Raw genomic sequence first — 25091 nt, forward strand, 5'->3', positions numbered from 1 at the left:
GCTAAGCCCGGACCGGCACGGTAGGAGAGTCGAATGGTGGAATCTCGCCCTCCGGGGTGACATCTGACGGCGCGTCCAGTACTTCCTTGCACCCCCAAGGACATCGATGACAGTCCGCCCCGCCCCCGCTCCCACCCCCAGAGCGCCACTCGACGTCGAGTGGCGACTCCCGCGCCACAGCCGCAGCGTCGGCCGCTCCCGTAACCGACTACGCAAGCTCAGCCAGTCGTGGGAGCTGCCCGAGGACGCTGTCGAGACGGCCGTCCTGCTGCTCAGCGAGCTGATGACGAACGCCAGTTGCCACGCCCGCGTCCCGTCCGACCGGCTGATCGGCACCCGCTGCGTCCTGCGCGCCGATGCCCTGCGCGTCGAGGTCTCGGACGCGTGCAGCGTCCTGCCGACCCCGCGTCAGGCCGCGCTCGACGACGAGTCGGGGCGCGGGCTCGCGCTGGTCGAGGCCCTCGCGGACACGTGGGGTGCGCACCACCGGGAGTGCGGGATTGGCAAAACCGTGTGGTTCGAGGTCCGACTCCCGGAGGGTGCGGCGCATGCTGCCGATCGTTGAAGGCCCCGAGGAGCGCCGGATCCGCGAGTTCCATGCGCAGGCCGTGCGGGCCATCCGAGCTCTCGTCCGGTCGCTGGACCTGGCCGGCCTGCCCCAACTTCCAGGGCTGGAGGCCGAGATGGCCAGAGGCATGGCGCACGGCGGACACGTCCAGCTGGGCGGCTGCAACGCCGTGGTGGCGCAGGCGCTGGCCGACTTCGTCGCCGACCACGCGCACTGCACCGGACGCATCATCCCGGGCGAGGTCCTGCCCACTGGGCTGGCCGAACTGCCCATTGTGCGGGGCGAATTAAGCTAGGTCACACGGCCGCCTTCGAGATCGCGTTCGAAGGTCGCATGCCCACCGACGCACGCGAAGCAGGCCACACGAACGCTGTGGTGGCTCGTTTCGCCTTGCGTGCGCTGACATTGAGAGCTGTGCCGGGTTCGCGGCGCCTACGTCGCCGGGTGGGCGGAGGGGTCGCGGGTGATGGTGTAGCCGAACTCGAAGGCGTCGCCGGACATGCGGGTGTCGTTGACCTCCAGCACGGTCCCGGCCGGGCTGGTGGTGGTGCGTACGACGCGCAGCAGCGGTACGCCCTTGGGCAGGGCCAGGCGCTCGGCCTCCCTGGGGGAGGGCATCCGTGCGCCGAGGCCCTCGTGCCAGGCCAGGGGACCGTGGCCCATCTGCTCCAGCAGGTCGTAGATGCCGCCGGGGCCGGTGTCCGACTCGGCGAGACGGGTGCCGCGCGACAAGTCGGCGGGCAGGTAGCTGGTGGCCAGCTGCTTGGCCTCGCGGGTGTCGGGGTCACCCATGAGCCGGTCGCGGATCAGGACGTCCTCGCCGGGCCGCACGCCCAGGATGGGGGCGATGTCGCGCGGGGCCGGCCCCCAGCCGACGGTGGGCTGCTCCAGTGCGACCCAGGGCTGGGCGGCGGGGTCGAAGTAGTAGCCGCGCTCGTCGCGGTAGACCGTCCTCGTGCGCTGCAGGCGCAGGCGGGCGGGCACCGGTCGGACGACGGTCCCGCGGCGGCGCACCGGCTCGACCAGGCCCTCGTTCTCCAGCTCGGAGATGGCCTCGCGGGCGGTCTGCTTGGCGATGCCGTACTGCTGGGCGATCTCCTCCAGCTTCGGCAGCGCGGAGCCTTCGGGGTAGTCGCCTCGTTCGATGGCCGCGCGCAGGTCCGTGGCGACCTGCCGGTAGGCAGGGGCGTTCATGGTTCCTCCTCAACTCGTAGGCAGCACAACGAAATTACATAGTCCTAGCTCTATTGACGGTTCGCCAGGTCAGGCCGTGCATAGTCCTAGTCCTATCGCGAATGGCGCGAGGACACACCTTCCTTGTTCCCTGCCTGGCAACCCCTGGCCTCCCCGCGCTGCCCGCGCACGCCCGGGCGGACAGCGGCGCCGAGACCTCCGGGCACGCCCGGCCGTCGGACGGAGACACTGATGGAACGTCACAGCAAGGCGAGGATGATCGAGACCGGGATGAGTGAGCTCGTCTCGGTGGGGCTCCTGGAGATCGGCCAGGGCTGTCGCATCAGCCCCTCCGCCACCTTTGAGCCCCAGGACGAGCAGGGCACGATCCGGCCCATCCGCCTCGGCGACCACGTGGTGATCGGTGCCGGAGCGGTCATCTGCGGCGGCGTCGAGATCGCCGCCGGCTCCCGCATTGAGGAGCACACCATCCTCGGCAAGCCCGAGCTCGGCTACGCGGTCGGCCGCACCTACCCCGGTGCCGGATCGCCCACCTGCCTGGGCGAAGGCGTCACCCTGCGGGCAGGCGCCACCGTCTACGCCGGCGTCGTCATCGGCGCGAACACCGTCATCGGCCACCACAGCCTCGTGCGCTCCTTCACCCGGCTCGGCACGGACAGCGTCCTCGGCCACTTCCTCGTGATCGAGCGCGAGTGCCACTTCGGCGACCGGGTGCGCTGCTCGCCGCTGTCCCACATCACCAGCGCCACCCACCTGGGCGACGACGTGTTCCTCGGCGCCGGCGTCCGCACCGTCAACGACAAGCACCTGATCTGGCGCGACCCCGATCGCGACCCCGACCTCATTCCGCCCCGCTTCGAGACCGGCGCCAAGGTCGGATCCGGCTCCACCATCCTGTCCGGTGTGGTGATCGGTGAGCGGGCCCTGGTCGGTGCCGGCTCCGTCGTCACCCGCGACATCCCGGCCGGCGCCACCGCCTACGGCAGCCCCGCCCGCGTCCGCGCCGGCCACGGCCGCATGATCCTGCGCCACGGCACCGACCTGGTCCGCCGCCGCTGGGCCTCGCGCCTGGCCGCCGGCGACCTGGTGGGCATCGCCGCTACCGAACGCCATGGCGGCAGCCGTCTGCAGGAGATCACCACCAGCGCCACCCCCAAGCCCGGCGGCGGCTGGTGGCTCAACGGAGAGAAGTGCTGGGTCTCCCGCCTGACCGAGGCCAGCGCCTTCGTCTTCTTCTTCAAGGACCCCCACGGGCGGATCACCGCCGCCGCGATCGACGCCGACGCCCCCGGCCTCCAGCACCGATCCGTCGCCCCGGCCGGCCTCGCCGGCTGGACGTGGGGGAGCCTGTCCCTGACCGGGGTGGAGATCGGCGAGGCCGACCTGCTCGGTCCCCTAGGCGGCGGACTCCAGGTGTTCCGCGAGCACTTCGCCGCCTTCCGGCCGCTGGTCGCCGCCACCGCGCTCGGCACCGCCGCCGGCATCCACGCCCAGGTGACCAGCGCGCTCACCGCCCGCGTGGCCTCCGGCATCGTGCCCCGCCTGCGCGACACCGCCCTCGTCACCCTCGGCCGCACCCAGGCCGAGCTGAACGCCGCGCTCCTGGCCGCCCTCGCCGGCGCCCGACTGGCCGCCACCGGCCACCCGCAGGCCGACACCTGGTCCCGCTCGGTCAAGGCCACCGCCGTCGACACCGCCAACTGCGCGGTCGCCGAACTGTCCCTGCTCGTCGGCGCCGCTGGCTTCCAAGCCCACTCCACCCTGGCCAAAGCCCGCGCCGACCTCGGTGGCCTGCTCTACGCCGACGGCATCCACGACTCCCTGCTGCGCTCGGTCGGCCGCACCCTCACCACCACGGTCAGCATTCCGATCCCGCGCACCGCCGAGCACGAACCCGCACGGGCACACGTGGCCTGACCCGACGAACCACGAGGCCCGGTCTCCCGTCGGAGACCGGGCCGCCAGTCGCGCGTGGGGAGCGGCTCAGTCCAGCGTGGGTACGCCGTTCTCCAGGTAGACCGTCGTGCCCAGCTCCCGCGCCCGTGCGCACGCTTCCACCCGCCGCGCCAGCAGCGGAATCAGCCGCTCACCGACCTGGTCCACCGGCACGAACTCCAGCGCCCGCAATTCCTCGGCCTGGAGCCGGATCTGAGTCACGTCCTCAGGGGTGAGCACACCGCCGTCGAAGATGGCGATGATGCCCTCGCTGCGGCCCGGCCGCGGACCCACCCAGTCCATCCCCAGCAGTCGGCCCACTGGGCGCGACAGTCCGAGTTCCTCCTTGACCTCCCGCACCGCGCCGGCCTTCGGCGACTCGTCCCACTCCACCCCGCCGCCCGGGATCTCCCAGGGCTCCTTGTAGATCGGATCAACCAGCAGCACCCGGCCCTCGGCATCGAAGAACAGCACTCCGGCAGCCGACCGCTTGCGCGGCAACCCCCGGTCGTACTCCGACAGCTGCGCCAGCGGGCCGGCATCGCTCGCAGTAGTAGCACTCATACCGCCCGAGCGTAGGGCGCCCCCGGCGGCCTACGAGGCGAATCGCGCCGCTGTAGCCAGCCCGGGACAAAGCTCTGATAAGAGGTCAGAATCACTGCCGCCCGGGTAGATCTGGTCTGTCCGGAGAGTCAGGCGGACGGCGGGACCGGGGGGCCCACGCCGACCCACTGTTCGGCGCCCCAGGCGTGGTACCGCTCTGCCTCGGTGAACCCCAGCTTTGCTGCGAGGCGCATCGAGCTGAGGTTGGCGGTCTGGGTGGCGAGCACCACCGGCTCGCCGGGGAGCGCGCCAGTCGCCGACAATCCCGACGAGGCCCTCGTCCTGAACGTCGTCCTGCCCGACTTCTCGAACCTGTTCGCCAGCCAGGTCGAGATCCCGGACGCCCAGCCGGGCGCTGAGCCTGTACCGATCACGGTCGAGCCGCCCGCTCCGCTGGAGGTGTCCTCGCCCGAGGCGGCGGCCAGGAGCACCGAGCGGATTAAGGCCGCTCTGCAGGGCATCGACGAGTGGGAGTCTGGGTCGGCTGGGGTGACGAGGACGGCACGGACACGGTGGACGAGGCCGTCGAGGGGGCCGGGCAGGACGACAGGCCCACCCTGGATGGCGGCGGCGTGTCGGGGCCGGTGAACGTCATGACCGCGATCGACGCCACTGCTGGTGGCCGGAGGCGTCGCATTCGGGTTCGACCAGCCGTCCGCGCCGATTGATGTGTGGAGCGTTCGCCTCCGGCCCCGCCTCAGATAATCTGATTCCGTGAGACTCATGACTGCAACAGAGGCTTCGCGAAGCTTCGCCGCAGTGCTGGACTCCGCCGAGCACGGGGAAACCATTGTGGTGACGCGCGGCGGCCGGCGGATCGCTGTGATCGGTCCGGCGCCCTCGGGTAACGGAGCCGCCATCAACGATGTCCTTGAACGCTTCGGGCCGGATGAGGACTTCGCCGACGATGTGCGGTCGGCGCGCCGGTTGCTCGAGGACAAGGTGCCGCAGTGGCCCGTCGACTGATCCTCGACATCGGTGTCCTGATCTCGGCCGAGCGCAGCGGCAAGCCGTTGCCGCTGGCCCTCGACGACGATGTCACCATGGCTGCGATTACTGCTGCCGAGCTCCATCTGGGAGTTGAGCTCGCCGATGGTGCCCGACGGTTGCGGAGGCAGGCATTCGTCGACGCCATCCTGGCCGTTGTACCCACCGAGGACTACACCGCCGACACCGCTCGCATCCACGCTCGGCTGCTCGCCCATGTCCGTCGCGAGGGGAAGCCCAGAGGCGCGCACGACCTGATCATCGCTGCCACCGCCCTCGCGACGGCGCGGACGGTGGTGACGACGGACAGCTCAGCGGGGTTCGCGGACCTGCCAGGCGTGCAGGCGATCACGCTGCCGGCGGGATCGGGGAGCGCACGCCGAGCCACTGTTCGGCGCCCCAGGCCTGGTATCGCTCTGCCTCGGCGAAGCCCAGCTTTGCCGCGAGGCGCATCGAGCTGAGGTTGGCGGTCTGGGTGGCGAGCACCACCGGCTCGCCGGGGAGCGCGCCGGCGAGCCAGTCGAGTGCCGCCGCGCACGCCTCGGCGGCGTACCCGAATCCCCACGCCTGCGGCAGGAACAGGTAGCCGAGATCGGCCTTCCCCGCAGCAGCCGGGCGATGTTGCTCCGATGCTCTCCTGAGCAGGATCTGGCCGATCATCACCCCGTCGAGATCAACCACGAAACTCCCCGGCCACCGCTCGGGCACCTCGGGCAGCTCGCGCTCGAGCTCGTCACGCTGCTGCGGGCCGCCGAGGTAGGTGTGCACCTCTGACGAGGCGAGCAGCTCGATGAACGCCGCACGGTCGCGGGCCTCCGGCTCGCGGAGCACGAGCCGCTCGGTCCGTATCGGGGCAGGTGGCCAGGCGACAGGTCCAAGATCAGTCATGTCGGGCAACCTATCGCACGCCCGCCGGGCAGCCGGGTTCAGCGCAGGCCGGCGCGCAGGGTGGTGATGCGGGTCACAGCTGCGGTGAACTCGGCTGGTTGCAGGCGGTGTTCGGTCAGGGCGGTGGTGAGGGCGGTGGCGGCGTCGTCGCCCTGCTGGGTGTCGCCGGAGGAGCAGAGCAGCAGGTCCATGCCCGCCTCGGCGGCGGCGACCGCGCGGTCTCCGGTGTCGCCGAACGCCCCGAGGGCGCCGGCCTCCAGCGCGTCGGTGACGGTCACTCCGCGGTAGCCGAGCCGGTTGCGCAGTTCGCCCTGCACGACGGCGGGGGAGAGGCCGGCCGGACGGTCCGGGTCCAGCGCCGGGTAGACGGCCCAGGAGAGCATCACCAGCTTGACCCGCTCGGCGATGGCCGCGTAGTACGGCGCCTCGCCGACCGCGCGCAGCTGGGCGAGCGGCACGTTCAGGGTGACCGGACGGTCGTCGGTGTTCTCCTCCCGCGCTGCCGTGCCCAGGCCGGGGAAGTGCTTGGCGGTGGCCGCGATGCCGTGCCGCTGCAGGGCGGCGGTGAACATCCCGCCCAGCGCGGCGACTTCACTCGGGTCGCGGCCGAAGGAGCGCTCGCTGTGGTCGATGAAGTTGTCGGGCCGGTCGTAGACGTCCAGGACGGGTGCGAGGTTGGTGTTCAGGCCGACGCCGGCGAGGTTCGCGGCGGCGCCGGTCCCGGCCTCGGTCGCGGCGACGGTCGGGTCGGCGGCCGTGCCGACCTCGCGTGCGGAGAGCTCGGGCGCCCCGGGGAGGCGGCGGACCCGGCCGCCCTCCTGATCGGTCATCAGCAGGAGCGGCAGCTGGACGGGACTCTCCCGCTGGGCCTGGCGCAGCTGCTCGACGACCGCGCTGAGCTGCTCCGGGCCGGCGATGTTGCCCGTGAAGAAGATGACCCCGGCCGCCCGGCCCTCGCGGATGGCCTGCAGCAGGCTCGGCGGCGGGGTGAGCCCGCGGTAGGAGTAGACCACCCGCTGCCCGGCGAGCTGCTCGGGGGTGAGCGGAGGCGCTGTCACCGCTGCGGCGGGGGTGGGTGCGGGTACGGGGGCGAGTGCGGGCGCGGGTGGAGGTGCGGGAACCCGGGTCGGTGCGGCAGGTGCGGTGAGGCAGGTGAGCAGCAGCAGGACCAGACCGGTGACCGCCACCGACCGGTCAAGCCTGCGCGGGCGGTGTGCCATGCCGGGGCGCTCCTTCGGCTCGGGGGGAACCTTTGATCGGTTCCCGCACTCCCTGCCTAACAGCGGCCCCCGCCCCCGCCCGCCCCGCCGGGCCGAGGGCAGCCGCGCCGGGACCCGTTCGGAGCAGGGGTCCTCAGCCGTCGGTCGCGGGCTGCGCCGTTGGTCGCGCGTTGGCTGCGGCCAGGGACTCGGCGAGGGCTCGCCAGGCCTCGGCCGCGACCTCGATGTTGCCGGACTCGCGGGCCTCCTTGGCGATCCGCTCCATGGCGGCCTGGGCGGCGGCGCGGTCCCCGTCGACGATGTCCATCTGGTTGCGCAGGATCTCCAAGGCGACCTGGTCCCGTCGGCTCATGTCCTCGGGATGGGCGCCGAGCTGCTCGCTGAGCTCGCGCGCCTCGGCGAAGTTTCCCTCGTAGAAGGCGAGTTGACATCGAAGGAGGAGCACCTCCAGCTGGTGCAGGCGCATGCCGACCAGGGCCGCCGCGGAGCCGGCCTCGTCCAGGCGGCGCCGCGCCTCGACGGTGTCGCGCGGGTCCATGAGCAGGTACATCGACGCGGCCGCCAGTCGCAGCCGCATCCACAGGACCGGGTCCTCGTTGCTGGGCATGCGCTCAAGTGCGGCCATCAGCAGAGCGGAGGTGCCCTCGCGGTCGCCCTGCCGGACGGCCACTCCGGCCGCGGTCCACAGCACCTCCACCTGGAGGCGGAGCGAGATCGCCTCGGGAGAGGAGGGGGAGGAGGGGGGCGAAGAGGACGAGAGGGGGGCGGTCAGCTGGTCGGCGCGTCTGCGGGCCTCGGCCAGCTGACCGGTCTCCGCGTCGATGGAGATGATGGTGAGCGCCGCCTCCACCACATCGCGGAACGGCAGCTCGCACTCCGTCGCCAGGGTGAGGGCGTCGCCGGCGGCGACGCGTGCCTCGGCCAGCTCGCCCGAGGCGCGGAGCCTGCGGGCGAGCCGGACCAGCGATCTGGCCTGGATGTCGGGCAGGTCGATCTCGTCGCCCAGGGCGACCAGATCGCGCAGTGCCTTCAGTTCGTCGACCGCCCGCCCCTGCATCTGGTAGCAGCGGGCGAGCAGCCACTTCACCTGCCACCGCAGCACGACGTCACCCTCCCCGTCACGCTGGAGGGCGTCCTCGAGTACCGCGGCCGTCTGCGGCGACTCGCCGACGGTGGCGACCGTGGCAAGCGCCTGGGCCAGCGGACTGCTCACGGGAGCCAGGAACTCCGACGGTGAGATGTCGAGCCGCGCGCAGAGCAAGGACAGCACCCGTTCCGTCGGAGGGCGGGTCCCGGACTCCAGCCGTGAAAGGTAGGCAGCCGAGATCTCGGTGCCTGCGAGCTCGGCCTGGGAGAGGCCGTGACCAACCCGCAGTTCACGAAGCCGACGGCCGAACATCGGCTGTTCAGGAAATTGACGCACGCGACCTTGCATGCGAACCAGGCTGCCCTTCATCCAACAGACTTGTCAATTCAGGGCCGGAACTTGCCAACGCCTTGGAGGTGCGTGACAGGTCACGGCCAGCTGATCTCGCCCTCCGGGTCCGCGCTGACCCGTGCGGACGCTGGGGCGACGTGCTCCGCTCCGGCTGGGAGCAGTCGCTCGCCACCAAGTCCAAGAAGGGCGGTAACGAACATTCCAACTAGCACGGGCCTCAACTTGACCTGCAGTTTCATAGTTTTCTCCCCTGGAGCTTTTATGAGCCGCTGCCGTGCGAACGAGCCGCCACCGCGCATCCCGACCGGGCCTCGCCCGGTGGCATGTCTGTACTCAATCACTCTGGAACTTCGCCTGACAAGCGCTTGGCAATTTCTTGACACCGCTAGGCAGGCGACCCTAGATTCGGCACCGGACTGGAACCAACCGGAGGGCTGAGACATGCAGATCAACTTCGCCGGCGCGACGCAGATCCGTCATGTGATCCAGGGCGCGCGCTCCGAGGTGCTCCTGGCCATGGCGGGCAACTGTTCCGTTGACGGTCAGGTTGATGTCACGGCAGCGCACAGCGTCTCCGGCGATCCCGGAGTCAGCGTCAAGATGTACATCCCGTCGACCGCGAGGTACGGCCACGAGCTGCCGGAGCACCGGCTCGCCTCGCTCGCGAAGGAGGGGATCCAGATCCGCTCGACGCCGGACAACCCTCCGCGCATGGTGATCATCGACCGCTCGGTCGTCGTCCTGGCGCGCAACCGGGAGGACTACAGCAACGGCGCCCTCATCGGCCGCGAACTGCCCTTCACTCCCATGCTCGTCCGTTCTCTGACGGCAAGCGTGCCGGCTCAGCGGGACGACGCGCCCGACGCGGAAACGGGCGGATCCGAGGAGCCGCTGCACCCGCGCTCGCGTGAGGTGCTGCGCCAGCTGACGCTCGGCACCAAGGACGAGACGGCCGCCCGGGAGATGGGCATGGCGCTGCGCACCTACCGGCGGGTGGTGTCCCGGCTGATGGAGTCGCTGGACGCGAGCAGCCGTTTCCAGGCCGGCTATCTGGCGGCGCAGCGCGACCTGCTCCGCTAGGGCCGGGAGAAGGGAACGGCCCTGGCGGAGCAGGGAACAGGTCAGCGCCCCTCGATGCGGATGAGCCCAGTCACGCCGTTGACGCAGCGCGCGCCGCGCAGGGCGGCCACCGCCGCGGACAGCGCGCCGTCCGTGGCCCGGTGGGTGGACATCACCAGCGAGCAACCGCCGTCCCGGCGCTGCTGGTTGAACGTCTCGACGGACACGCCGTGCGCGCCGAGGACGGTGGCCACCTCGGCAAGCACGCCCGGCTCGTCGGCCACGTCGAGGCTGAGGTGGTAGCGGGTGGTCACCGCCGCCATCGGACGCACGGTGAGCCGGCTCTCCGTCACGGCGCCCGGCCCCCTGACGCCGGCCAGCCGGTTGCGGCACACCGCGACCAGGTCGCCGAGCACCGAACTGGCGGTCGGCGCGCCGCCCGCGCCCGGCCCGTAGAACATCAACTGGCCTGCGGCGTCGGCCTCCACGAACACGGCGTTGAACGCGCCGCGCACGGCGGCCAAGGGGTGGTCGGCCGGGATCATCGCCGGGTGGACGCGTACGGTCACGGACGTGCCGTCGGGGTCCCGGTCGCAGACCGCGAGGAGCTTGACCACGCACCCCATCGCCTTGGCAGCGGCGATGTCGGCGGAGCTGATCGCGGTGATGCCCTCGCGGTGCACGTCGGCCGGCCGGACCCGGGTGTCGAAGGCGATCCCGGCGAGGATGGCGGCCTTGGCCGCGGCGTCGTAGCCCTCGACGTCTGCTGTGGGGTCCGCCTCCGCGTAGCCGAGGGACATCGCCTCCTTGAGCGCCTGCGGGTAGTCCGCGCCGGTGGAGGTCATCTTGTCGAGGACGAAGTTGGTGGTGCCGTTGACGATGCCCAGCACGCGGTTGACCCGGTCGCCGGCCAGCGACTCGCGCAGCGGCCGCAGCAGCGGGATGGCGCCGGCGACGGCGGCCTCGTAATACAGGTCGACGCCGCGCGCCTCGGCGGCGGCGTGCAGGGCGGCGCCGTCGGCGGCGATCAGCGCCTTGTTGGCGGTGATGACGGATGCGCCGCGCTCGAACGCGGTGGTGATCAGGTTGCGGGCGCGGTCGATCCCGCCGATGACCTCGATGACGACGTCGATGTCCGAGCGCCGCACCAGCGCGTCCGCATCGGTGGTGATCAGGTGCTCGGGCACGCCGGGGCGGGGCAGGTCGACCCGGCGTACGGCGATCCCGGCGAGCTCGACCGGTGCGCCGATGCGTGCGGTCAGGCCGTCGGCGTGTGCGGCCAGGTAGCGGGCGACCTCGCTGCCGACCACCCCGCACCCCAGTAGTGCGACTTTCAGTGTGCGCATAGTCCGGCTACTCCGTTCCGACGTGGGGTTCGACGTGGGGTTCTAGGCGGTGATCAGCTAGGCGGTGATCAGCTCGGCGATGCCCCGCACGGTCGAGTCCTCGAAGATCTTCTTGATCCGTACCCGGACGCCGCTGCGCTGGTGGAGCTCGTTGATCAGCCGGCCGGCCAGCAGGGAGTTGCCCCCGAGCGCGATGAAGTCCTGCTCGACCCCGATCGAGGTGGCGCCGAGCAGCTCGGTGAACAGCTCCGCCACGAGGACCTCCTCGGGCGTGGCAGGCGTCCGGCCCGCCCGCACCACCGTCGTCTCCGGCTTGGGCAGCGCCTTGCGGTCCAGCTTCTCGTTCGGGGTCAGCGGGAGCGCGTCCAGCACGACGAACGCGGTGGGCACCATGTAGTCGGGCAGCGCCGCGACCGCCTGCGCGCGGAGCTTGTCGACATCCGGCGCGGCCCCGGTCGCCGAGACCAGGTACGCCACCAGTCGCTGGTCACCGGGCTCGTCCTCGCGGACCAGGCAGACCGCCTGGCTGAGCTGGCCGTCCCGCAGCAGCACCGACTCGATCTCCTCCAGCTCGACCCGGAAGCCCCGGATCTTCACCTGGTGGTCGAGCCGGCCGAAGAACTCGATGACGCCGTCGTGGCGCCAGCGCGCGGCGTCCCCCGAGCGGTACATCCGGGCGCCGGGCTCGCCGTACGGATCGTCGACGAAGCGCTCGGCGGTCAGCTCGGGCCGGCCGAGGTAGCCCTCGGCCAGCTGCACACCGGCGAGGTAGAGCTCGCCGATGGCCCCGGGCGGCAGCTGGCGGCGCTGCTCGTCCAGGACGTAGAGCCGGGTGTTCCAGACCGGGCGCCCGATCAGCACAGGACCGGGCTCCGGGTTCCTCGGGCACAGCATCGAGGTGACGTCCACGGCCGCCTCGGTGGGGCCGTAGACATTGAAAAGGTCCGCTGAGAGTACGGAGGCGAACCAGGCCTGCAGCTCCGCCGGCAGCGCCTCGCCGCCGCACACCACCCGGCGCAGGCTGACGCAGCTTGCCGCCTCGGGCTCCTGGAGGAAGACCTTGAGGCCGGAGGGCACGAAGTGGGCGATGGTGATGTTCTCGGCGACGATCGTCTCGGCCAGGTAGGCCGGGTCGCGGTGCCCGTCCGGGTCGGCGACGACGATCGACGCCCCGGCCAGCAGCGGCCAGAAGACCTCGCGCACGGTCACGTCGAACCCGGCGGGGGTCTTCTGCAGCAGCCGGTCGTCCGGACCCAGCGGCAGCTGGTGCTGCATGTGGTGCAGCCGGTTGGTGATCGCGCGGTGGGCGACCACCACTCCCTTGGGCCGCCCGGTGGAGCCCGAGGTGTAGAGCACATAGGCCGCGGTGTCCGGGGTGAGCGGCGCCCGCCGGTCGGCGTCGGTCGGGGCGGACGGGTAGATGCCGGCCAGCCGGTCCCGGGTGGCCGGGTCGTCCAGTACGAGCTGCTCCGCGGCCACCAGGACCGAGTCCGTCAGCTCCTCGATCGTCACCACGTGCGAGGCACGGGAGTCGTCGAGCACCTGGGTGATCCGCTCCACCGGGTAGCCGGTGTCGACGGGCAGGTAGGCCGCGCCCGTTTTGACGATGGCCAGCGCGGCGACGACGTAGTCGACGGAGCGGGGCAGCACCATCGCCACGATGTCGCCGGCCCCCGCTCCGCGGCCGATCAGCAGCCGGGCGATCCGGTTCGCCCGCGCGTCCAACTCGCCGTAGGTCAGCCGCTGTTCGCGGTGGCTGAGGGCGAGCCGGTCGGGGTGGGCGGCGGCGTTCGCCTCCACCAGCTCCGGGAGGGTCAGGTCCGGCACCTCGTGCGCGGTGCTGTTCCACTCCTCCATGATGCGGCGGTACTCGGCCGGGGTGAGCAGCTCGACCTGGCCGACCTCGGCGGCCGGGCCGGCCGCGAGCAGCCGGTGGGTGAAGTGGCCCAGGCGGCTGGTGTGTTCGGCGTCGCTGCCGGCCTCGACCCGCAGGCTCGCGCCCGCCTGGTCGAAGGCGAAGGCGAACACGGGGGCGTCGTCGTCGGCGGCTGCCGGGGTGTCCGCGAGGACCAAGTGCGCGCCGACCTGCGCCGGCTCGTCCGCGTCGGCCCGCGACCGGCCCGCGCGTACGTCGGCCAGCAGGCCGGCCACGGTCGTGGTCGGCGCGACCCGCAGCCGCAGCCGGCGGGGGCCCACGGCCAGCACGACCTCGTCGGCCGCCGTCATCCGGTACTGGTAGGCCGCGGCGGCCGCGATCGCCACGTCGGTCCAGTCGGCCGAGGTGGCGTCGAGGAGCTCCCCGACGGGCGTCGGGAGGGGGAGGTCCCCGTCCGGTACGGCGGTGTTGTCCTGTTCCATCTGGATCTCCTGCTCGGTCACGCGCCCCGCTCCTCAAGGAGGCGGTGCACGGCGTCGGCCACGTCCTGGCTGTTCAGCAGTTCCTCGGTGCCGAGGGGGAAGCTCTGCGCCCGCAGCGCAAGGGGAGCGCCCGGGCTGGACTGGGCCGAGGTCAGCGCGACGGCCGACGCCCAGCCCTGCTCGGGACTCAACTCCCGTGCGGCGTACAGGTAGGAGACATAGGAGCGGAACATCCCCATCAGGTCGTCGGCGGTCTCCTCGTCCAGCCCCAGCTGGTCGAAGACCAGGCCCGCCGCGCTCTCGTAGAGCTTGACGATCTGCGGCGCGGCGCCGCCGAAGTCCTCGCCCGCCAGCTGGCAGACGGTCAGCGCCTGGGCGACGTACCCCGCGCGCTCCTCCTCGGAGAGCAGCGACATCGCGTCGGCCGCCTTCCTGAAGTCGCGGTAGAGGCTCAGCGAGTCGACCGGCTCGGGGTCGAAGAGCAGCAGTGCCGGTCGGGTGCCCTGCTGCTCGGCGATCCGGTCGGCCAGCGCCGAGGCGAACACGCCGCCCACGCAGTAGCCCATGACCGTGTCCACCGTGCCGAGGGCGCCCTCGGGCAGCTGCTGCCACCACTGGAGGTAGCTCTCGGCGTGCAGCAACTCCTTCTCGGCGGCGTCCGGTTGGGTGGTGAGCCAGATCTCCCGGCCCGGCGGCAGCAGCGGCGCGAGCCGGCTGAAACCCGCCTCCGGGCGCGCGGTCGAGTCGAAGTCGACGGCGAGGACCATCCGGCGTTGGTCGCCCTCGCTGATCCGCCGCCAGGCAGGCGTGCTCATACGAGCTCCTCCTCTGCGGTCTCCAGCAGCGCCGCCTCGTCGGCCGGGAGCAGCCCGGCCTTGCGCTCGCGGTGCAGCCCCAACTCGCGCTCGTACGCCAGGACGTCCTGGACGACCTCCGCGAACGGCCGGTGCCGCAGGCCCGCGGCGGCCGCGCCGGAGTGGTCGTGCGCCATGAAGCCGTAGTCCTCCGGCGGCACCCAGAGCGGCAGCGACCTGTCCCCGCGCCACACCTGGACCTCGGCCTGCTCCAGCCGCTCGCTGGAGACCGGCACCAGCTCGGTGCCCGCGGGGCCGACCGCCGCCACGACGGCGGCCAGCAGCTCGCCGAACGGCACGGTCGGCCCGACGCCGTTGTACGTCCCGGTGATCCCCTGCTCGCCCGCGTCGACGATCCAGGCGGCCAGGTCGCGCACGTCGACGTACTGGGTCGGCTGGGCCAGGCTGTCCGGTACGACGACCCGGCCGCCCTGCGAGATCCGCGCGGCCCAGTAGCCGAAGCGGTCGGAGACGTCGCCGGGGCCCACGATCAGCCCGGAGCGCACGATCAGCGCACGGTCGCCGACGGCCTCGCGCACGGCGTTCTCACTGGCGACCTTGATGCCGCCGTAGAGATGGGGGTGCTGGATCCGCTCCTCGGCGTCGGCCCCGCTGGTGGCGGGCTCGTGCAGCGCGGCCTGCTCGTTCTGGCCGGTGGCCACCGAGTCCGCGTACACGTTGATCGAGGAGACGAAGGTCCAGTGGCCCGCCTGCGCGCCGACGGCGGCCAGCGCGTCGCGCACCCACGGGTACGACATGGTGGCCACGTCCACCACCGCGTCGAACTTCTGGCCGGCCAGCGGGTCGAGACCGTCCGGGGCGTTGCGGTCGATGGTGACGAGGGTGGCGCCTTCGGGGACACTCCCCGAGGTGCCGCGGGCCGCGCAGACCACCTCGTGGCCGCGCCGCACCGCTTCTGCCGCGACGGTGTGCGACAGGAAGGCGGTCCCGCCCAGTACCAGCATCCTCATGTGATCACACGCTCCCGTGTGCCACGGGGCAGCCCGAGGCGGCGGGGGCCGCGGGGGCGGCGGTGTCCCTGGGCAGCCGGCGGTCGTACTTCACGGGCAGCGAACGCAGGCCCCGGCTCACCGAGTTGTCGTAGATCCACGGGGTCTCCTCCTCCGGTATCGCCAGGGCGAGACCCTCGAGCCGGCGCAGCAGGGTCGGGAAGACCACGTGACCCTCAAGGCGGGAGAGCGGGGCGCCCGGGCAGAAGTGCGCGCCGTGCCCGAAGGTGAGGTGGCGGTTGGACTGGCGGGTGATGTCGAGCCGGTCCGGGTCCTCGAAGACCTTGGGGTCGCGGTTGGCGGCGGCGATCAGCAGGTGCACAAAGGCCTCCTTGCCGATCTGGACGCCGTCGATCTCCATGTCCTGGGCCGCGACGCGCAGGGTGCCGCGGTAACTCGGCGACTCGAAGCGCAGGAACTCCTCGACGGCCGAGACCACCAGCTCCGGCTGGGCCTTCAGCAGCTCCAACTGGTCGCGATGGGTGAGCAGCGCGTGGCTGCCGTTGCCGATCAGGTTGGTGGTGGTCCGCTGCCCGGCGATGATCACCAGCGACATCGTCGAGGCGATCTCGTCGATGGTGAAGGTGTCCTCCTCGTCGGCAGCCTGCAGCAGCTGGCTCACGAGGTCCTCGCCCATGTCGAGGCGGCGGGCCGCCAGCAGGTCGAGGATGTACTTCTCGAAGCCCGAACTGACCGCCTTGAGGCGGTTGTTGCCCTCCTCGTCGGCGTACGGTGCGCCGCCCAGGATGTGCGACCACTCGTAGAGCATCTCGCGGTCCTTGGTGTCCACCCGGAGGTACTCGAAGATCACCTTGACCGGGAAGACCCGGGCGAACTCCATCAGGTCGATCTCACCCGAGTCGGGGAGCGCGTCGATGAGGTCGTCGGCGATCTCCTGGATCCGCGGCCGCATGTTCTCCATCCGGCGCGGCACGAAGGACTTGCTGACGAGCTTGCGCAGCCGCGAGTGCTCGGGGGCGTCCGCGATGAGCATGTTGCGGGACTGCACGGGGCTGTTCTCGTACAGCTGGTCGCGGAACCACTTCGGCGAGTTCTCCAGCGACTTGGAGATCCGCGGGTCGCCGAACAAGCTGAGCGCCGTCTCGTAGTCGGAGACGATGTACGCCTCGGCGCCCGGCGGGTGGTTGATGGCGCGGACCGGGCAGGTCTGGCGCAGGTTGGCGTACTGCGCGTTGCGGTCCTCCAGCGGGTGGGTGAAGAACTCCGGCGGGAGCGGCTCGGTCATGGGAATTCCTTTGCTTTCGTCACTGGGGGATCGTGTCGAGCGAGGTCAGCGTCCGGATGCTCCGGCTGAGGGTGGGCAGGGCCGCCAGCGTCGCGATGGCGCCCACGGCGGCGAACACCCAGACCGGGCCCCACGCGTCGAAGATCGCCCCGATCGCGAGCACGCCGATCGGCGAGATGATCGTGGAGGTGAAGACGATGGCTCCGAGCACCCGGCCCTGGAGCTCGTCGGGAACCGTCTTGGCGGCGTAGGTGAGGAACAGCGCGTTGATCAGCGGGCCGCGGACGTACACACAGGCGACCACGATGCCCAGCGGGATGACCCCGGGGACCGTCATCAGCAGCAGCGCCGCGACCGGGCCGATCCAGTAGCCGCCCATGAAGACCGTCGACGGGCGGAGCCGCTTGGTGATCGGGCCGGCCAGCAGCGCGCCGACGAGCGCCCCGGCGCCGGCCACCGACAGCGTCAGCCCGATGAAGGAGTCCGACGCGCCGCGCTCCTTGCCGGTGGCGATGACGGCCAGCGACATGCCGACCGTGTTGAAGGCGAGGTTGGACAGCGTGATGCTGACCATCAGCGGGCGCAGCACCGGGTCCCGGGTGAGGTAGCGGAACCCCTCGAACAGGCCCTTCTTCCCCTGCGGATCGGTCGGCAGCGGCGTGCTCCGGACGAACAGCGTCAGGAACGCCGAGACCGCGAAGGAGACGCACCCGCCGAGGAAGGGCAGCGCGCGGGACACCCCGTAGAGCACACCGCCGATGGACGGCCCGGCCGTGATCGCGCCGAACCACCTGACCTGGTTCTGCGCGGTGGCCTGGGCGACCTGGTCGGGGCGCACCAGCTGCTTGACCATCGCCATGCCGGTCGGGATCGACAGGCCGTAGCAGCCCCCCGAGACGATGGCGACGCCGAACGTGATGAACACGTTCACCGGCCCCGCGAAGATCAGCAGGGAGAACAGCCCGAGCAGCGCCGCCCTGACCACATTGCAGACGATCAGCAGCTTCCTGCGGTCCACCCGGTCCGCCAGGACGCCGCCCCAGAACGACATCAGCCCGTTCGAGAGCAGCTGGGCGGAGCCGACCGCCCCGGCGTAGGCGGCCGAGCCGGTGCTCGCGAGCACCAGCAGCGGATAGGCGATCCCGGCCGAGTTCTCGCCGATCCCGGAGAGCGCCTCACTGCTCCACAGCGCCTGGAAGGACCGGTTGCGCAGCAGCGAGGGCTGCTCGGGCGGCGCCGGCTCCTCCGCCGCGAGGGTCGCGGTGCCCCCGCCGGCTTCATCGGCTGTCATGGCCTGTTCCTTCCGCTGAGTGGGCGTCCTGCGGGAGCGCTTCGAGCAACTGCGCCGCGAGGCCGCCGACATGCGGGTCCTGGAGCATCGACCAGTGGTCGCCGCTCACCGGACGGACCGTCAGGCCGCCGGTGTACAGCCCCCGCAGGCTCCGGCCCAGCAGCCTGGCCTCCCGCCCGTCCACCTCGACCTTGAGCACCACGGTCGGGCAGCCGACCGGCCGCGGCCGGTAGCGCGAGAGCACCTGGAACTTGTCCAGCAGCAGCCGGCGCAGCGCGGGGTTGCGCCGGGCCTGCGCACCGGGCTGGCCCAGGCCCAGCGCCGCGCTCGCCATCAGGCGCAGATGGCCGAGGACGAACCCGGGGTCGGAGCCGATCGGCCGGTGCGCCCGGCCCGGGACGTAGGCGTCGAGGCAGACGAGCAGGTCCACGCGCTCGCCCCGGGCGTCCAGTTGGACGGCCATCTCGTGCGCCACCACGGCGCCGAAGGACCAACCACCGATCGTGTAAGGGCCGCCCGGCTGGGCGCGCAGCAGCGCCTCGACGTGGTCGGCGGCGATGTCCTCGATGGACCTGCGCGACGCGTTCGCGCCCTGCGGCTCCAGGCCGAGGACCGGGCGGGCGGTGTCCAGGCTCGCGGCGAGGGCGCGGTAGCCGAGCGAGGACGCGGCGGAGTCGGCCACCAGGAACAGCGGCCTGCCGGTGCCCTCGCGCAGGACGACGGCGCCCTCGGGCGGCAGCGGCGTGCCGGAGCCCTGCTGCCGCTCGGCCAGCTCCAGCAGGTGGCCGAAGGTGGCCTCGCGCAGGAACTCGGCGGCCGAGACGGCGACTCCCGACCGCTCCCGCAGCTGGGCCATCAGGTTCAGCACCGTCAGCGACTCACCGCCGAGGGCGAAGAAGTTGTCCGCGACGGACGCCGAGGGCACGCCGAGCGCCCGGCACCACAGCTGCTCCAGCAGGATGCGCAGCGGCGAGCGCCGGCCGGCCTCGGCTGCGCGGGGCGGCTCGGCGGCGATCGGCTGCTCGGACTGCGGGTCCTGGACGGCGAAGGGGTGGCCCGGCAGCGAGCAGATCAGCGGCCGCTGCCCGGAGCCCGCCGGCGCCTGCGGCGGCAGGATGTCGAGGCCGTGTTCCCACAGCGTGCCCAGCGCCCGCAGCAGTCCGCTCTCGCCGTCCTCGGCCCGGCCGAGCATCGGCACGGTCGCGTGGGACGGGTCCCAGTCCGGGTGGAAGCGCAGGGCGCCGAGCATCGTGCTGCCCGGGCCCAGCTCGATGAACGTGTCGCAGTCCGAGGCGAGCAGGGTCTTCATGCCCTCGTCCAGCTGCACCGTCCGGCAGATCTGGGTCGCCCAGTAGTCGGGGCCGCAGACGGCGGCCGGGTCGGCCCAGTCGCCGGTGACGTTCGAGATCAGGCGCTGGGTGGGGAGTTGGGTGTGCAGGGTGGGGATCAGCTCGGCGAGCCGGTCCGCGACCGGGGACAGCAGCTCGCAGTGGGCGGCCCGTTCGACGTTCAGCAGCCGCTGGTCCAGGCCCTTCAGCGCGTCGCCCTCCAGCAGCTGCGTCATCTCGCGCAGCGGGCCGGAGAGCACCACCCCGCCGCGGCTGATCATCGCCACCGCGATCGGGCCGCCGAGCGGGACCCGGCGGGCCACCTCCTCCAGCGGCGCGTTGACGGCCACCACCCGGCCGGGCTCGGTGGTGCGCAGCTTCTCGGCCCGCTCGTAGACCAGGCTCGCCGCGTCGGTCGGGGACCAGACCCCGGCGAGGGCGGCGGCCGCGTACTCGCCGAGACTGTTGCCGAACAGGGCGGCGGGCTTGAGCCCCCACTCGGTCAGCTGGCGGCCGAGCGCGTAGCCGAGCGCGAACACCCCCACCTGGTGGTGCGCCCAGTCGTCGAACCACTCGCGCGGGACGTCGGCGCCGGTCACGATCGGCGACAGGTCCACCGCGTAGCCGGCGCGGACGAACTCGTTGATCTCGTCGAAGGCGGTGCGGAACTCCGGCAGCAGCCGGTAGGCCGGTGCGCCGGCCGCGTGCCGCAGCACGCCGTGGCCGGGCAGTAGGAACGCGACCTGCGACAGCGGCGCGCGGGGGGCGGGCTGCGGCGCGGCGCGCAGCAGCTCGGCCGCCTGGGCGCGGTCCTGCGCGACGAAGGTCTGCCGGTGGGGATAGGTCCGCCGGCCCGCCAAGGTGCGGGCGACCTCGGCCAGTTCGAGCGTTTCGTCGGCCTCCAGACGCTCGGCCAGCTCCTGGCTGAGCCGGCCGAGCGCCTGCGGCGACGCCGCGGACAACGTCAGCACGCGCGGCCCGGGCTCGGCCGCCGGCCGCTCCCGCTCGGGGGCGGCCTGGAGGATGACGTGGGCGTTGGTGCCGCCCACGCCGAAGGCGCTCACCGCCGCCGTGGGCGTGCCGCGCTCGGGCCAGGGGCCGGTCTCGGTGCACACCCGGAACGGTGAAGTGTCCAGGTCCAGCAGCGGGTTGGGGCTGGTGAAGTGCAGGGTCGGTACCAGCTCGCGGTGTTCGAGCATCAGCACTGTCTTGATGAAGCCCGCGACGCCCGCCGCCGCGCTGGTGTGGCCGATGTTGCTCTTGACCGCACCCAGCCAGGTGGTGGCCTCCTCGGGCACCGCCTCGAAGGCGTCGGTCAGCGCGGCCACCTCCACGGGGTCGCCCATCGGGGTCGCCGTGCCGTGGCACTCGATGTAGTCGATCTCCGACGGCATGACCCCGGCGACCTTGTGCGCGTGCCGGATCACCTCGCTCTGACCGGTGATGGACGGAGCGGTGAAGCCGAGCTTGTCGGAGCCGTCGTTGTTGAGCGCCGAGCCGCGGACCACCGCGGCGATCCGGTCGCCGTCCCGCAGGGCGTCCGCCAGGCGCTTGAGGACGACGACGCCCACGCCCTCGCTGGGGATGGTGCCGGCCGCCTTCGCGTCGAAGGGGCGGCAGTGGCCGTCGGGGGAGAGCACGCTGGCCTGCTGGTGGAGGTAGCCCCACTCGCCCGGGGGCGAGACGGCGACGCCGCCGGCCAGCGCCACATCGCACTCGCCGCCGAGCAGCGCCTGGGTGGCGATGTGGATGGCCGTGAGCGAGGTGGAGCATGCGGTCTGCACGGTGAGTGCGGGCCCGCGCAGGCCGAGCTTGTACGCCACCCGGGTCGCCACGAAGTCCTTCTCGTGGCTGATCACCCGGACCAGCGGGCTCAGGTCGTCCGCCGAGTCCAGCAGGGTCCGGTCGGAGCCCGCGTACACGCCGATCCGCCCGGGGAACCGGCCGGGGTCGATGCCCGCGTCGTCGATGGCGGTGGAGGCGCATTCGAGGAAGACCCGCTGCTGCGGGTCGATGTTCGCCGCGTCCGCCCGGTTGTAGCGGAAGAACGGCCAGTCGAAGTTCCGCGAGCCCGCCAGGACGCCCTTGGCCGGCACGAAGTCCGCACGCCGGACGAGTTCGGGGTCGGCGCCCTTGGCGAGGAGGTCCTCGATCTCGAAGCGGGTGATGCCTTCGACGCCGCCGCGCAGCAGCTCCCAGAACTCGCGTACGTCGGCCGCGCCGGGGTAGCGGCAGGCCATCCCCACGACGGCGATCGACCGTTCGTCGGCCGGCTTGGTGGCGCTCACTTGTGCCCCGCCTTCCGGACGAGCTGCAGCACGCCGGTCGGAGTGGGCGTCAGCAGGAGGTCGCGCAGCTTCAGGGTCACGCCGTGCTGCTCCTTGACCAGGCGGATCAGCTGGACCGCGCCGAGCGAGGTGCCGCCGCTGACGAAGAAGTCGGTGTCGGCGCCGATCTGCTGCGCCTCGCCGCCCGAGCGGGTGCCGGTGCGCTCGATCGCCTCGGTGAAGAGGGCCGAGATCCGCGCCAGCGCGTCCTCGGCGGCCGACTGCGCGGCCGCCGAAGCGGCCGGGGCGCTCTGCCCGGCGGGCCCGGCCGCCGCGGCGAGGGCCTTGCGGTCCACCTTGCCGTTGGGCGTCAGCGGGATGCTCTCCACCAGCGCCCAGAGCGGCGGCACCATATAGGAGGGCAGCGTGCCGGAGAGCAGGTCGCGCAGCTCGCCGGTGCCGATCCCGGCGTCCGGGGCCAGGACGACGGCCGCGACCAGCCGCTTCTCGGCGCTGTTGTCGCCGGTGACCACGACCACCGAGTCCTTCACCTGCGGGTGGGACTTCAACGCGTCGCTGATCGCGCTGAGTTCGATGCGGTAGCCGCGGAGCTTGACCTGGTCGTCGGAGCGGCCCAGGTAGCCGAGGCGGCCCCGGGTGTCGAGCCGTACGACGTCACCCGTGCGGTACAGCCGCTCCTGGACGTCGGCGGAGAAGTGCCCGAAGCGCCGGGCGGTCTCCGCCTCGTCCCCGACGTAGCCGTCGGCCAGCCCCTCGCCGCCGGTGTACAGCTCGCCGACCGCGCCGGGCGGGACCTGCCGCCCGCGCTCGTCGAGGACGTACACCCGGGTGCCGGGCACGGGCGTGCCGATCGGCAGCGGTCCGCTGACGTCCTCAGGGCGGCGCACGGTGTGGGTGGTGGTGAAGGTGGTGTTCTCGGTCGGCCCGTAGCCGTTGGTGATGACCAGCCCGGGGTGCCGGGCCAGCGCGCGGGCGGCGTGGTCGTGCGGCACGACGTCACCGCCCGTCAGCAGCTGCTTCAGGCCGCCGAGCGAGGCCGGGGCGAACTCCTCGACCAGCCGGAAGAGGCCCGCGGTCAGCCAGGCGACCGTCACCTCGCGCTCCAGCAGGAAGGCGCCCAGCTCGGTTGGCGAGGGCAGCGCGTCCGCCGGGTACACCTCCAGGGTGGCGCCGGTCAGCAGCGCGCCCCAGACCTCCAGGGTCGAGGCGTCGAAGGCCAGTGGTGACAGCCGCAGCATGGTCTCGCCCGGACCGGTCCGGACGAAACCGGCCTCGTGGACCAGGCGGATGACCGCGCGGTGCGGAACGCTGACGCCCTTGGGCTCACCGGTGGAGCCGGAGGTGAAGGCCACGTACGCCTGCCGCGCCTGGTCCGCCTTGGGCAGCTGCGCCGACTCGTCCCGCTCGGGTGTCCACGACGCGTCCCAGATCCCGACCGTCGCGACACCCTGGAGCGCCTGGTGGCCGGCCGCCTCGGGGACGACGAGTGCCGCGGTCGGGGCGGCCTTGGCCACGATCAGCCGGGTGTGCGCGACGGGGAGGTTCAGGTCCACGCCGACGTAGGCGGCGCCGGCCGTCAGGATGCCCAGGATCGCCACCGCCTCGGCGATCGACCGCTCGACCCCGATCAGCACCGTGTCGCCCGGCCGGACGCCCGCCTCGGCCAGCAGCCGTGCCTGCTCGGCGGCGGCCGACGCCAGCTGCGCGTAGGTCAGTTCAACCGACCCGTCGCGGACCGCCACCGCGTCCGGGAAGCTCTGCGCGGCGTCCCGGAACAGCTTGTCCAGGGAGGTGGCGGGGAACTCCTCGCGCACCGCGTTGATCGCGGCTAGCTGCGCCCGGCGCTCCTCGGAGAGGCAGCGCACCTCCTCCAGCGCGAGGTCCGCGGAGCCTGCCAGCTGCTCGGCCGCCGCCCGGAAGTCGGCGATGAACCCGGCGGCCTCGGCCTCGTTCCACACCGCGGTCGCGTACTCCAGGTGCCCGGCCAGCGAGGGCTCCGACTGCCCCACGAGCAGGGTGAGATCGAACTGGGCGCCGCCGCCGTGGCCCTCCTCGATCCGGACGTCCAGCGTCCGGGTCGTCAGGCGCTGCGGGACGAGCTGGTCGTGCATGCCGAAGCAGACCTGGACGAGCGGGTGGCAGCCGATGCTGCGCTCCAGGCCCAGCCGGGCGACCAGCTCCTCGAACGGCAGCTGCCCGGCGTCGATGCTGAGCGTCAGGGAGCGCTGCACCGAGCGCAGGTACTCCGCCGCCGTTTTGTCGTCGTCGACGTCGATCCGGACCGGCACCAGGTTGCCCGCGACCCCGACCAGGTCCGCCAGCTCGGCGGTGCCCCGCCCGAGCAGCGGCACGCCGACGAGCAGGCTGCGGGCGCCGGTGGTCCGGCTCAGGGTGAGGCCGAAGGCCCCGAGCAGCAGGGCGTAGGGCGTGATGCCCAGCTCCCGGGCGCGCTCGCCGACCGCCGCGCTGGCGGCGCCGCCCAGGTCGAGCGGGGCACGGGCGCCCGCCGCGTCCTGGACGGGGGGCCGCTGGCGGTCGGCGGGCAGTTCGAGCACGGTGGGGACGGCAGCCAGCTGCCCGGCCCAGAACTCGGCCTGCTGGTCCCACAGTCCGGCGGCCCGCTGCTCCTCCTGGCTGCGGATCAGCGCACTCAGGGCGACCCCGGGTCCGAAGGCGGTGGGCGCGCCGCCCGCCAACTCCTCGTAGTGGGCGAAGACCTCCTTGAGGGCAAGGCCCACCGACCAGCCGTCCAGCACCATGTGATGAGCCGTCAGCACAACGGCCTGGCGCCCCGACGGATGCGCGAAGTGCAGGAACCGTACGGCGGGCGCGGCCTTCAGGTCGAAGGGCCGGCGCGACTGCTCGTCCGTGGTCCGCCGTACGTGCTCCTCGAAGTCGGCCGGGTCGCCGTCATGCGTGAAGCAGTCGAACTCCGCGCTGTGGGCGGCGAGTACCTCGCGCCGGACGCTGCCGTCCCCTTCGGTTTCGGTTTCGGTGAAGACGGTTCGCAGTCCCTCGTTGCGTGCGACGGTCCGGTCGACCGCCGTGCGGAAGGTGGCGAGGTCCAGCTCCCCCCGCTCGACGAAGGCGGTGAAGACCAGGTTGTACGGAGAGCCGCCGGTGATGCTCTCGATCAGCCACATGCCCCGCTGGGTGTGCGAGAGCCCGTTCAGCTCCTGCGCCTGTTCCTGTTCCTGTTCCGTTGCGGGCTTTTCGACGGCCCGCGCCAGGCTCAGCGCGGTCGCCAGCGACTCGCCGCCCAGCAGGGCCCTCAGTGGAATCGTCAGGCCCAGCTGCTCCTTGGCCATCGCGTCCAGTCGCATGGCCCGCAGGGAATCGCCGCCGAGCTCGATGAAGCTCCGCGTTCCGAAACTCGTAGTGTCCGCATCCGTGCCCAGAATGGCGGAAGCGAGATCATCAAGCGTCATTGGGTCATTCTCCAAGGGGGAAAGGGGAGTTGGCCGCAGTCCGCAGTCGG

General features: G+C 72.3%; 20 protein-coding genes and 1 pseudogene. 7 read left to right on the top strand and 14 right to left on the bottom strand.

All coding sequences use genetic code 11. From position 1 onward, the window contains the following. Positions 1–106: 106 nt before the first annotated feature. Both P3T34_RS25630 and P3T34_RS25635 read left to right on the top strand, forming a co-directional pair. Positions 107–565, top strand: a complete 459-nt coding sequence (locus P3T34_RS25630; protein WP_280668396.1) for an ATP-binding protein — start codon at positions 107–109, stop codon at positions 563–565. Then, entirely contained in the window at positions 549–863 is a 315-nt protein-coding gene (locus P3T34_RS25635; protein ID WP_280668397.1) for a hypothetical protein, read from the top strand. Before P3T34_RS25630 ends, P3T34_RS25635 begins: the two co-directional genes overlap by 17 nt. A gap of 137 nt (positions 864–1000) precedes the next feature. Here P3T34_RS25635 and P3T34_RS25640 read toward each other — a convergent pair whose 3' ends face one another. After that, positions 1001–1762, bottom strand: a complete 762-nt coding sequence (locus tag P3T34_RS25640; protein WP_280668398.1) for a GntR family transcriptional regulator — start codon at positions 1760–1762, stop codon at positions 1001–1003. Positions 1763–1993: 231 nt separating this feature from the next. On the opposite strand from P3T34_RS25640, the gene P3T34_RS25645 reads away from it, so the two are divergent. Next, entirely contained in the window at positions 1994–3679 is a 1686-nt protein-coding gene (locus P3T34_RS25645; RefSeq protein ID WP_280668399.1) for an acyl-CoA dehydrogenase family protein, read from the top strand. A gap of 66 nt (positions 3680–3745) precedes the next feature. Here the strand turns inward: P3T34_RS25645 and P3T34_RS25650 are convergent, their stop codons facing one another. Together P3T34_RS25650 and P3T34_RS25655 are read right to left on the bottom strand one after the other, a co-directional pair. Continuing rightward, the gene (locus tag P3T34_RS25650; RefSeq protein WP_280668400.1) at positions 3746–4261 is read right to left on the bottom strand and encodes an NUDIX hydrolase; all 516 of its coding nucleotides are present in this window, start codon (positions 4259–4261) and stop codon (positions 3746–3748) included. Between the two features lie 128 nt (positions 4262–4389). Next, a pseudogene (locus P3T34_RS25655) lies at positions 4390–4551 on the bottom strand (GNAT family N-acetyltransferase); the annotation flags it as partial. A 216-nt stretch (positions 4552–4767) separates the two neighbouring features. Here P3T34_RS25655 and P3T34_RS25660 point away from each other — a divergent pair. The 3 genes from P3T34_RS25660 to P3T34_RS39955 are packed head-to-tail and all read left to right on the top strand — an operon-like array spanning position 4768 to position 5748. Beyond that, positions 4768–4968: a hypothetical protein gene (locus P3T34_RS25660; protein WP_280668402.1), complete on the top strand. Its 201-nt coding sequence runs from the start codon at positions 4768–4770 to the stop codon at positions 4966–4968. A gap of 55 nt (positions 4969–5023) precedes the next feature. Further along, positions 5024–5266, top strand: a complete 243-nt coding sequence (locus P3T34_RS25665; protein ID WP_280668403.1) for a type II toxin-antitoxin system prevent-host-death family antitoxin — start codon at positions 5024–5026, stop codon at positions 5264–5266. Beyond that, complete coding sequence (locus P3T34_RS39955) at positions 5251–5748, top strand: PIN domain-containing protein (RefSeq protein ID WP_348534685.1); 498 nt, start codon at positions 5251–5253, stop codon at positions 5746–5748. The genes P3T34_RS25665 and P3T34_RS39955 overlap by 16 nt, the downstream gene beginning before the upstream one ends. Here P3T34_RS39955 and P3T34_RS25670 read toward each other — a convergent pair. The 3 genes from P3T34_RS25670 to P3T34_RS25680 form a co-directional block, all read right to left on the bottom strand. After that, complete coding sequence (locus tag P3T34_RS25670; protein ID WP_280668404.1) at positions 5636–6175, bottom strand: GNAT family N-acetyltransferase; 540 nt, start codon at positions 6173–6175, stop codon at positions 5636–5638. The genes P3T34_RS39955 and P3T34_RS25670 overlap by 113 nt on opposite strands. A gap of 38 nt (positions 6176–6213) precedes the next feature. Further along, a complete protein-coding gene (locus tag P3T34_RS25675; protein ID WP_280668405.1) occupies positions 6214–7395 on the bottom strand; it encodes a glycoside hydrolase family 3 N-terminal domain-containing protein in 1182 nt (393 codons plus the stop codon). Positions 7396–7528: 133 nt separating this feature from the next. Next, entirely contained in the window at positions 7529–8608 is a 1080-nt protein-coding gene (locus P3T34_RS25680; protein ID WP_280668406.1) for a transcriptional regulator, read from the bottom strand. 666 nt (positions 8609–9274) lie between these two features. Between P3T34_RS25680 and P3T34_RS25685 the strand changes: the two genes are divergently transcribed. Next, positions 9275–9913, top strand: coding sequence for a hypothetical protein (locus tag P3T34_RS25685; RefSeq protein ID WP_280668407.1), 639 nt, complete (start codon positions 9275–9277; stop codon positions 9911–9913). 41 nt (positions 9914–9954) lie between these two features. On the opposite strand, the gene P3T34_RS25690 is transcribed toward P3T34_RS25685, so the two are convergent. From P3T34_RS25690 to P3T34_RS25725, 8 genes are read right to left on the bottom strand one after another with little or no spacing between them, the layout of a single operon-like run. Beyond that, on the bottom strand, positions 9955–11238 hold the full coding sequence (locus tag P3T34_RS25690; protein WP_280668408.1) for a homoserine dehydrogenase: 1284 nt from the start codon (positions 11236–11238) through the stop codon (positions 9955–9957). A 57-nt stretch (positions 11239–11295) separates the two neighbouring features. Continuing rightward, entirely contained in the window at positions 11296–13617 is a 2322-nt protein-coding gene (locus P3T34_RS25695) for an amino acid adenylation domain-containing protein (protein WP_280668409.1), read from the bottom strand. After that, entirely contained in the window at positions 13614–14411 is a 798-nt protein-coding gene (locus P3T34_RS25700; protein WP_280668410.1) for a hypothetical protein, read from the bottom strand. The genes P3T34_RS25695 and P3T34_RS25700 overlap by 4 nt, the downstream gene beginning before the upstream one ends. After that, a complete protein-coding gene (locus P3T34_RS25705; RefSeq protein WP_280668411.1) occupies positions 14408–15421 on the bottom strand; it encodes an NAD-dependent epimerase/dehydratase family protein in 1014 nt (337 codons plus the stop codon). The genes P3T34_RS25700 and P3T34_RS25705 overlap by 4 nt, the downstream gene beginning before the upstream one ends. Before the next feature lie 4 nt (positions 15422–15425). Continuing rightward, on the bottom strand, positions 15426–16706 hold the full coding sequence (locus tag P3T34_RS25710; RefSeq protein WP_280668412.1) for a cytochrome P450: 1281 nt from the start codon (positions 16704–16706) through the stop codon (positions 15426–15428). 19 nt (positions 16707–16725) lie between these two features. Beyond that, the gene (locus P3T34_RS25715; protein ID WP_280668413.1) at positions 16726–17997 is read right to left on the bottom strand and encodes an MFS transporter; all 1272 of its coding nucleotides are present in this window, start codon (positions 17995–17997) and stop codon (positions 16726–16728) included. Continuing rightward, a complete protein-coding gene (locus P3T34_RS25720) occupies positions 17984–21613 on the bottom strand; it encodes a beta-ketoacyl synthase N-terminal-like domain-containing protein (protein ID WP_280668414.1) in 3630 nt (1209 codons plus the stop codon). The genes P3T34_RS25715 and P3T34_RS25720 overlap by 14 nt, the downstream gene beginning before the upstream one ends. After that, positions 21610–25041, bottom strand: coding sequence for an amino acid adenylation domain-containing protein (locus tag P3T34_RS25725; protein WP_280668415.1), 3432 nt, complete (start codon positions 25039–25041; stop codon positions 21610–21612). Before P3T34_RS25725 ends, P3T34_RS25720 begins: the two co-directional genes overlap by 4 nt. Positions 25042–25091 lie beyond the last annotated feature (50 nt).

It is taken from the genome of Kitasatospora sp. MAP12-44 (genome assembly GCF_029892095.1).
Lineage (GTDB): Bacteria > Actinomycetota > Actinomycetes > Streptomycetales > Streptomycetaceae > Kitasatospora.

Bases quoted from the DNA above. Each gene is read 5' to 3' on its own strand.
- P3T34_RS25630 (WP_280668396.1), top strand. From the start codon at position 107: ATGACAGTCCGCCCCGCCCCCGCTCCCACCCCCAGAGCGCCACTCGAC.
- P3T34_RS25635 (WP_280668397.1), top strand. From the start codon at position 549: ATGCTGCCGATCGTTGAAGGCCCCGAGGAGCGCCGGATCCGCGAGTTC.
- P3T34_RS25640 (WP_280668398.1), bottom strand. From the start codon at position 1,762: ATGAACGCCCCTGCCTACCGGCAGGTCGCCACGGACCTGCGCGCGGCC.
- P3T34_RS25645 (WP_280668399.1), top strand. From the start codon at position 1,994: ATGGAACGTCACAGCAAGGCGAGGATGATCGAGACCGGGATGAGTGAG.
- P3T34_RS25650 (WP_280668400.1), bottom strand. From the start codon at position 4,261: ATGAGTGCTACTACTGCGAGCGATGCCGGCCCGCTGGCGCAGCTGTCG.
- P3T34_RS25665 (WP_280668403.1), top strand. From the start codon at position 5,024: ATGACTGCAACAGAGGCTTCGCGAAGCTTCGCCGCAGTGCTGGACTCC.
- P3T34_RS25670 (WP_280668404.1), bottom strand. From the start codon at position 6,175: ATGACTGATCTTGGACCTGTCGCCTGGCCACCTGCCCCGATACGGACC.
- P3T34_RS25675 (WP_280668405.1), bottom strand. From the start codon at position 7,395: ATGGCACACCGCCCGCGCAGGCTTGACCGGTCGGTGGCGGTCACCGGT.
- P3T34_RS25685 (WP_280668407.1), top strand. From the start codon at position 9,275: ATGCAGATCAACTTCGCCGGCGCGACGCAGATCCGTCATGTGATCCAG.
- P3T34_RS25690 (WP_280668408.1), bottom strand. From the start codon at position 11,238: ATGCGCACACTGAAAGTCGCACTACTGGGGTGCGGGGTGGTCGGCAGC.
- P3T34_RS25700 (WP_280668410.1), bottom strand. From the start codon at position 14,411: ATGAGCACGCCTGCCTGGCGGCGGATCAGCGAGGGCGACCAACGCCGG.
- P3T34_RS25705 (WP_280668411.1), bottom strand. From the start codon at position 15,421: ATGAGGATGCTGGTACTGGGCGGGACCGCCTTCCTGTCGCACACCGTC.
- P3T34_RS25710 (WP_280668412.1), bottom strand. From the start codon at position 16,706: ATGACCGAGCCGCTCCCGCCGGAGTTCTTCACCCACCCGCTGGAGGAC.
- P3T34_RS25715 (WP_280668413.1), bottom strand. From the start codon at position 17,997: ATGACAGCCGATGAAGCCGGCGGGGGCACCGCGACCCTCGCGGCGGAG.
- P3T34_RS25725 (WP_280668415.1), bottom strand. From the start codon at position 25,041: ATGACGCTTGATGATCTCGCTTCCGCCATTCTGGGCACGGATGCGGAC.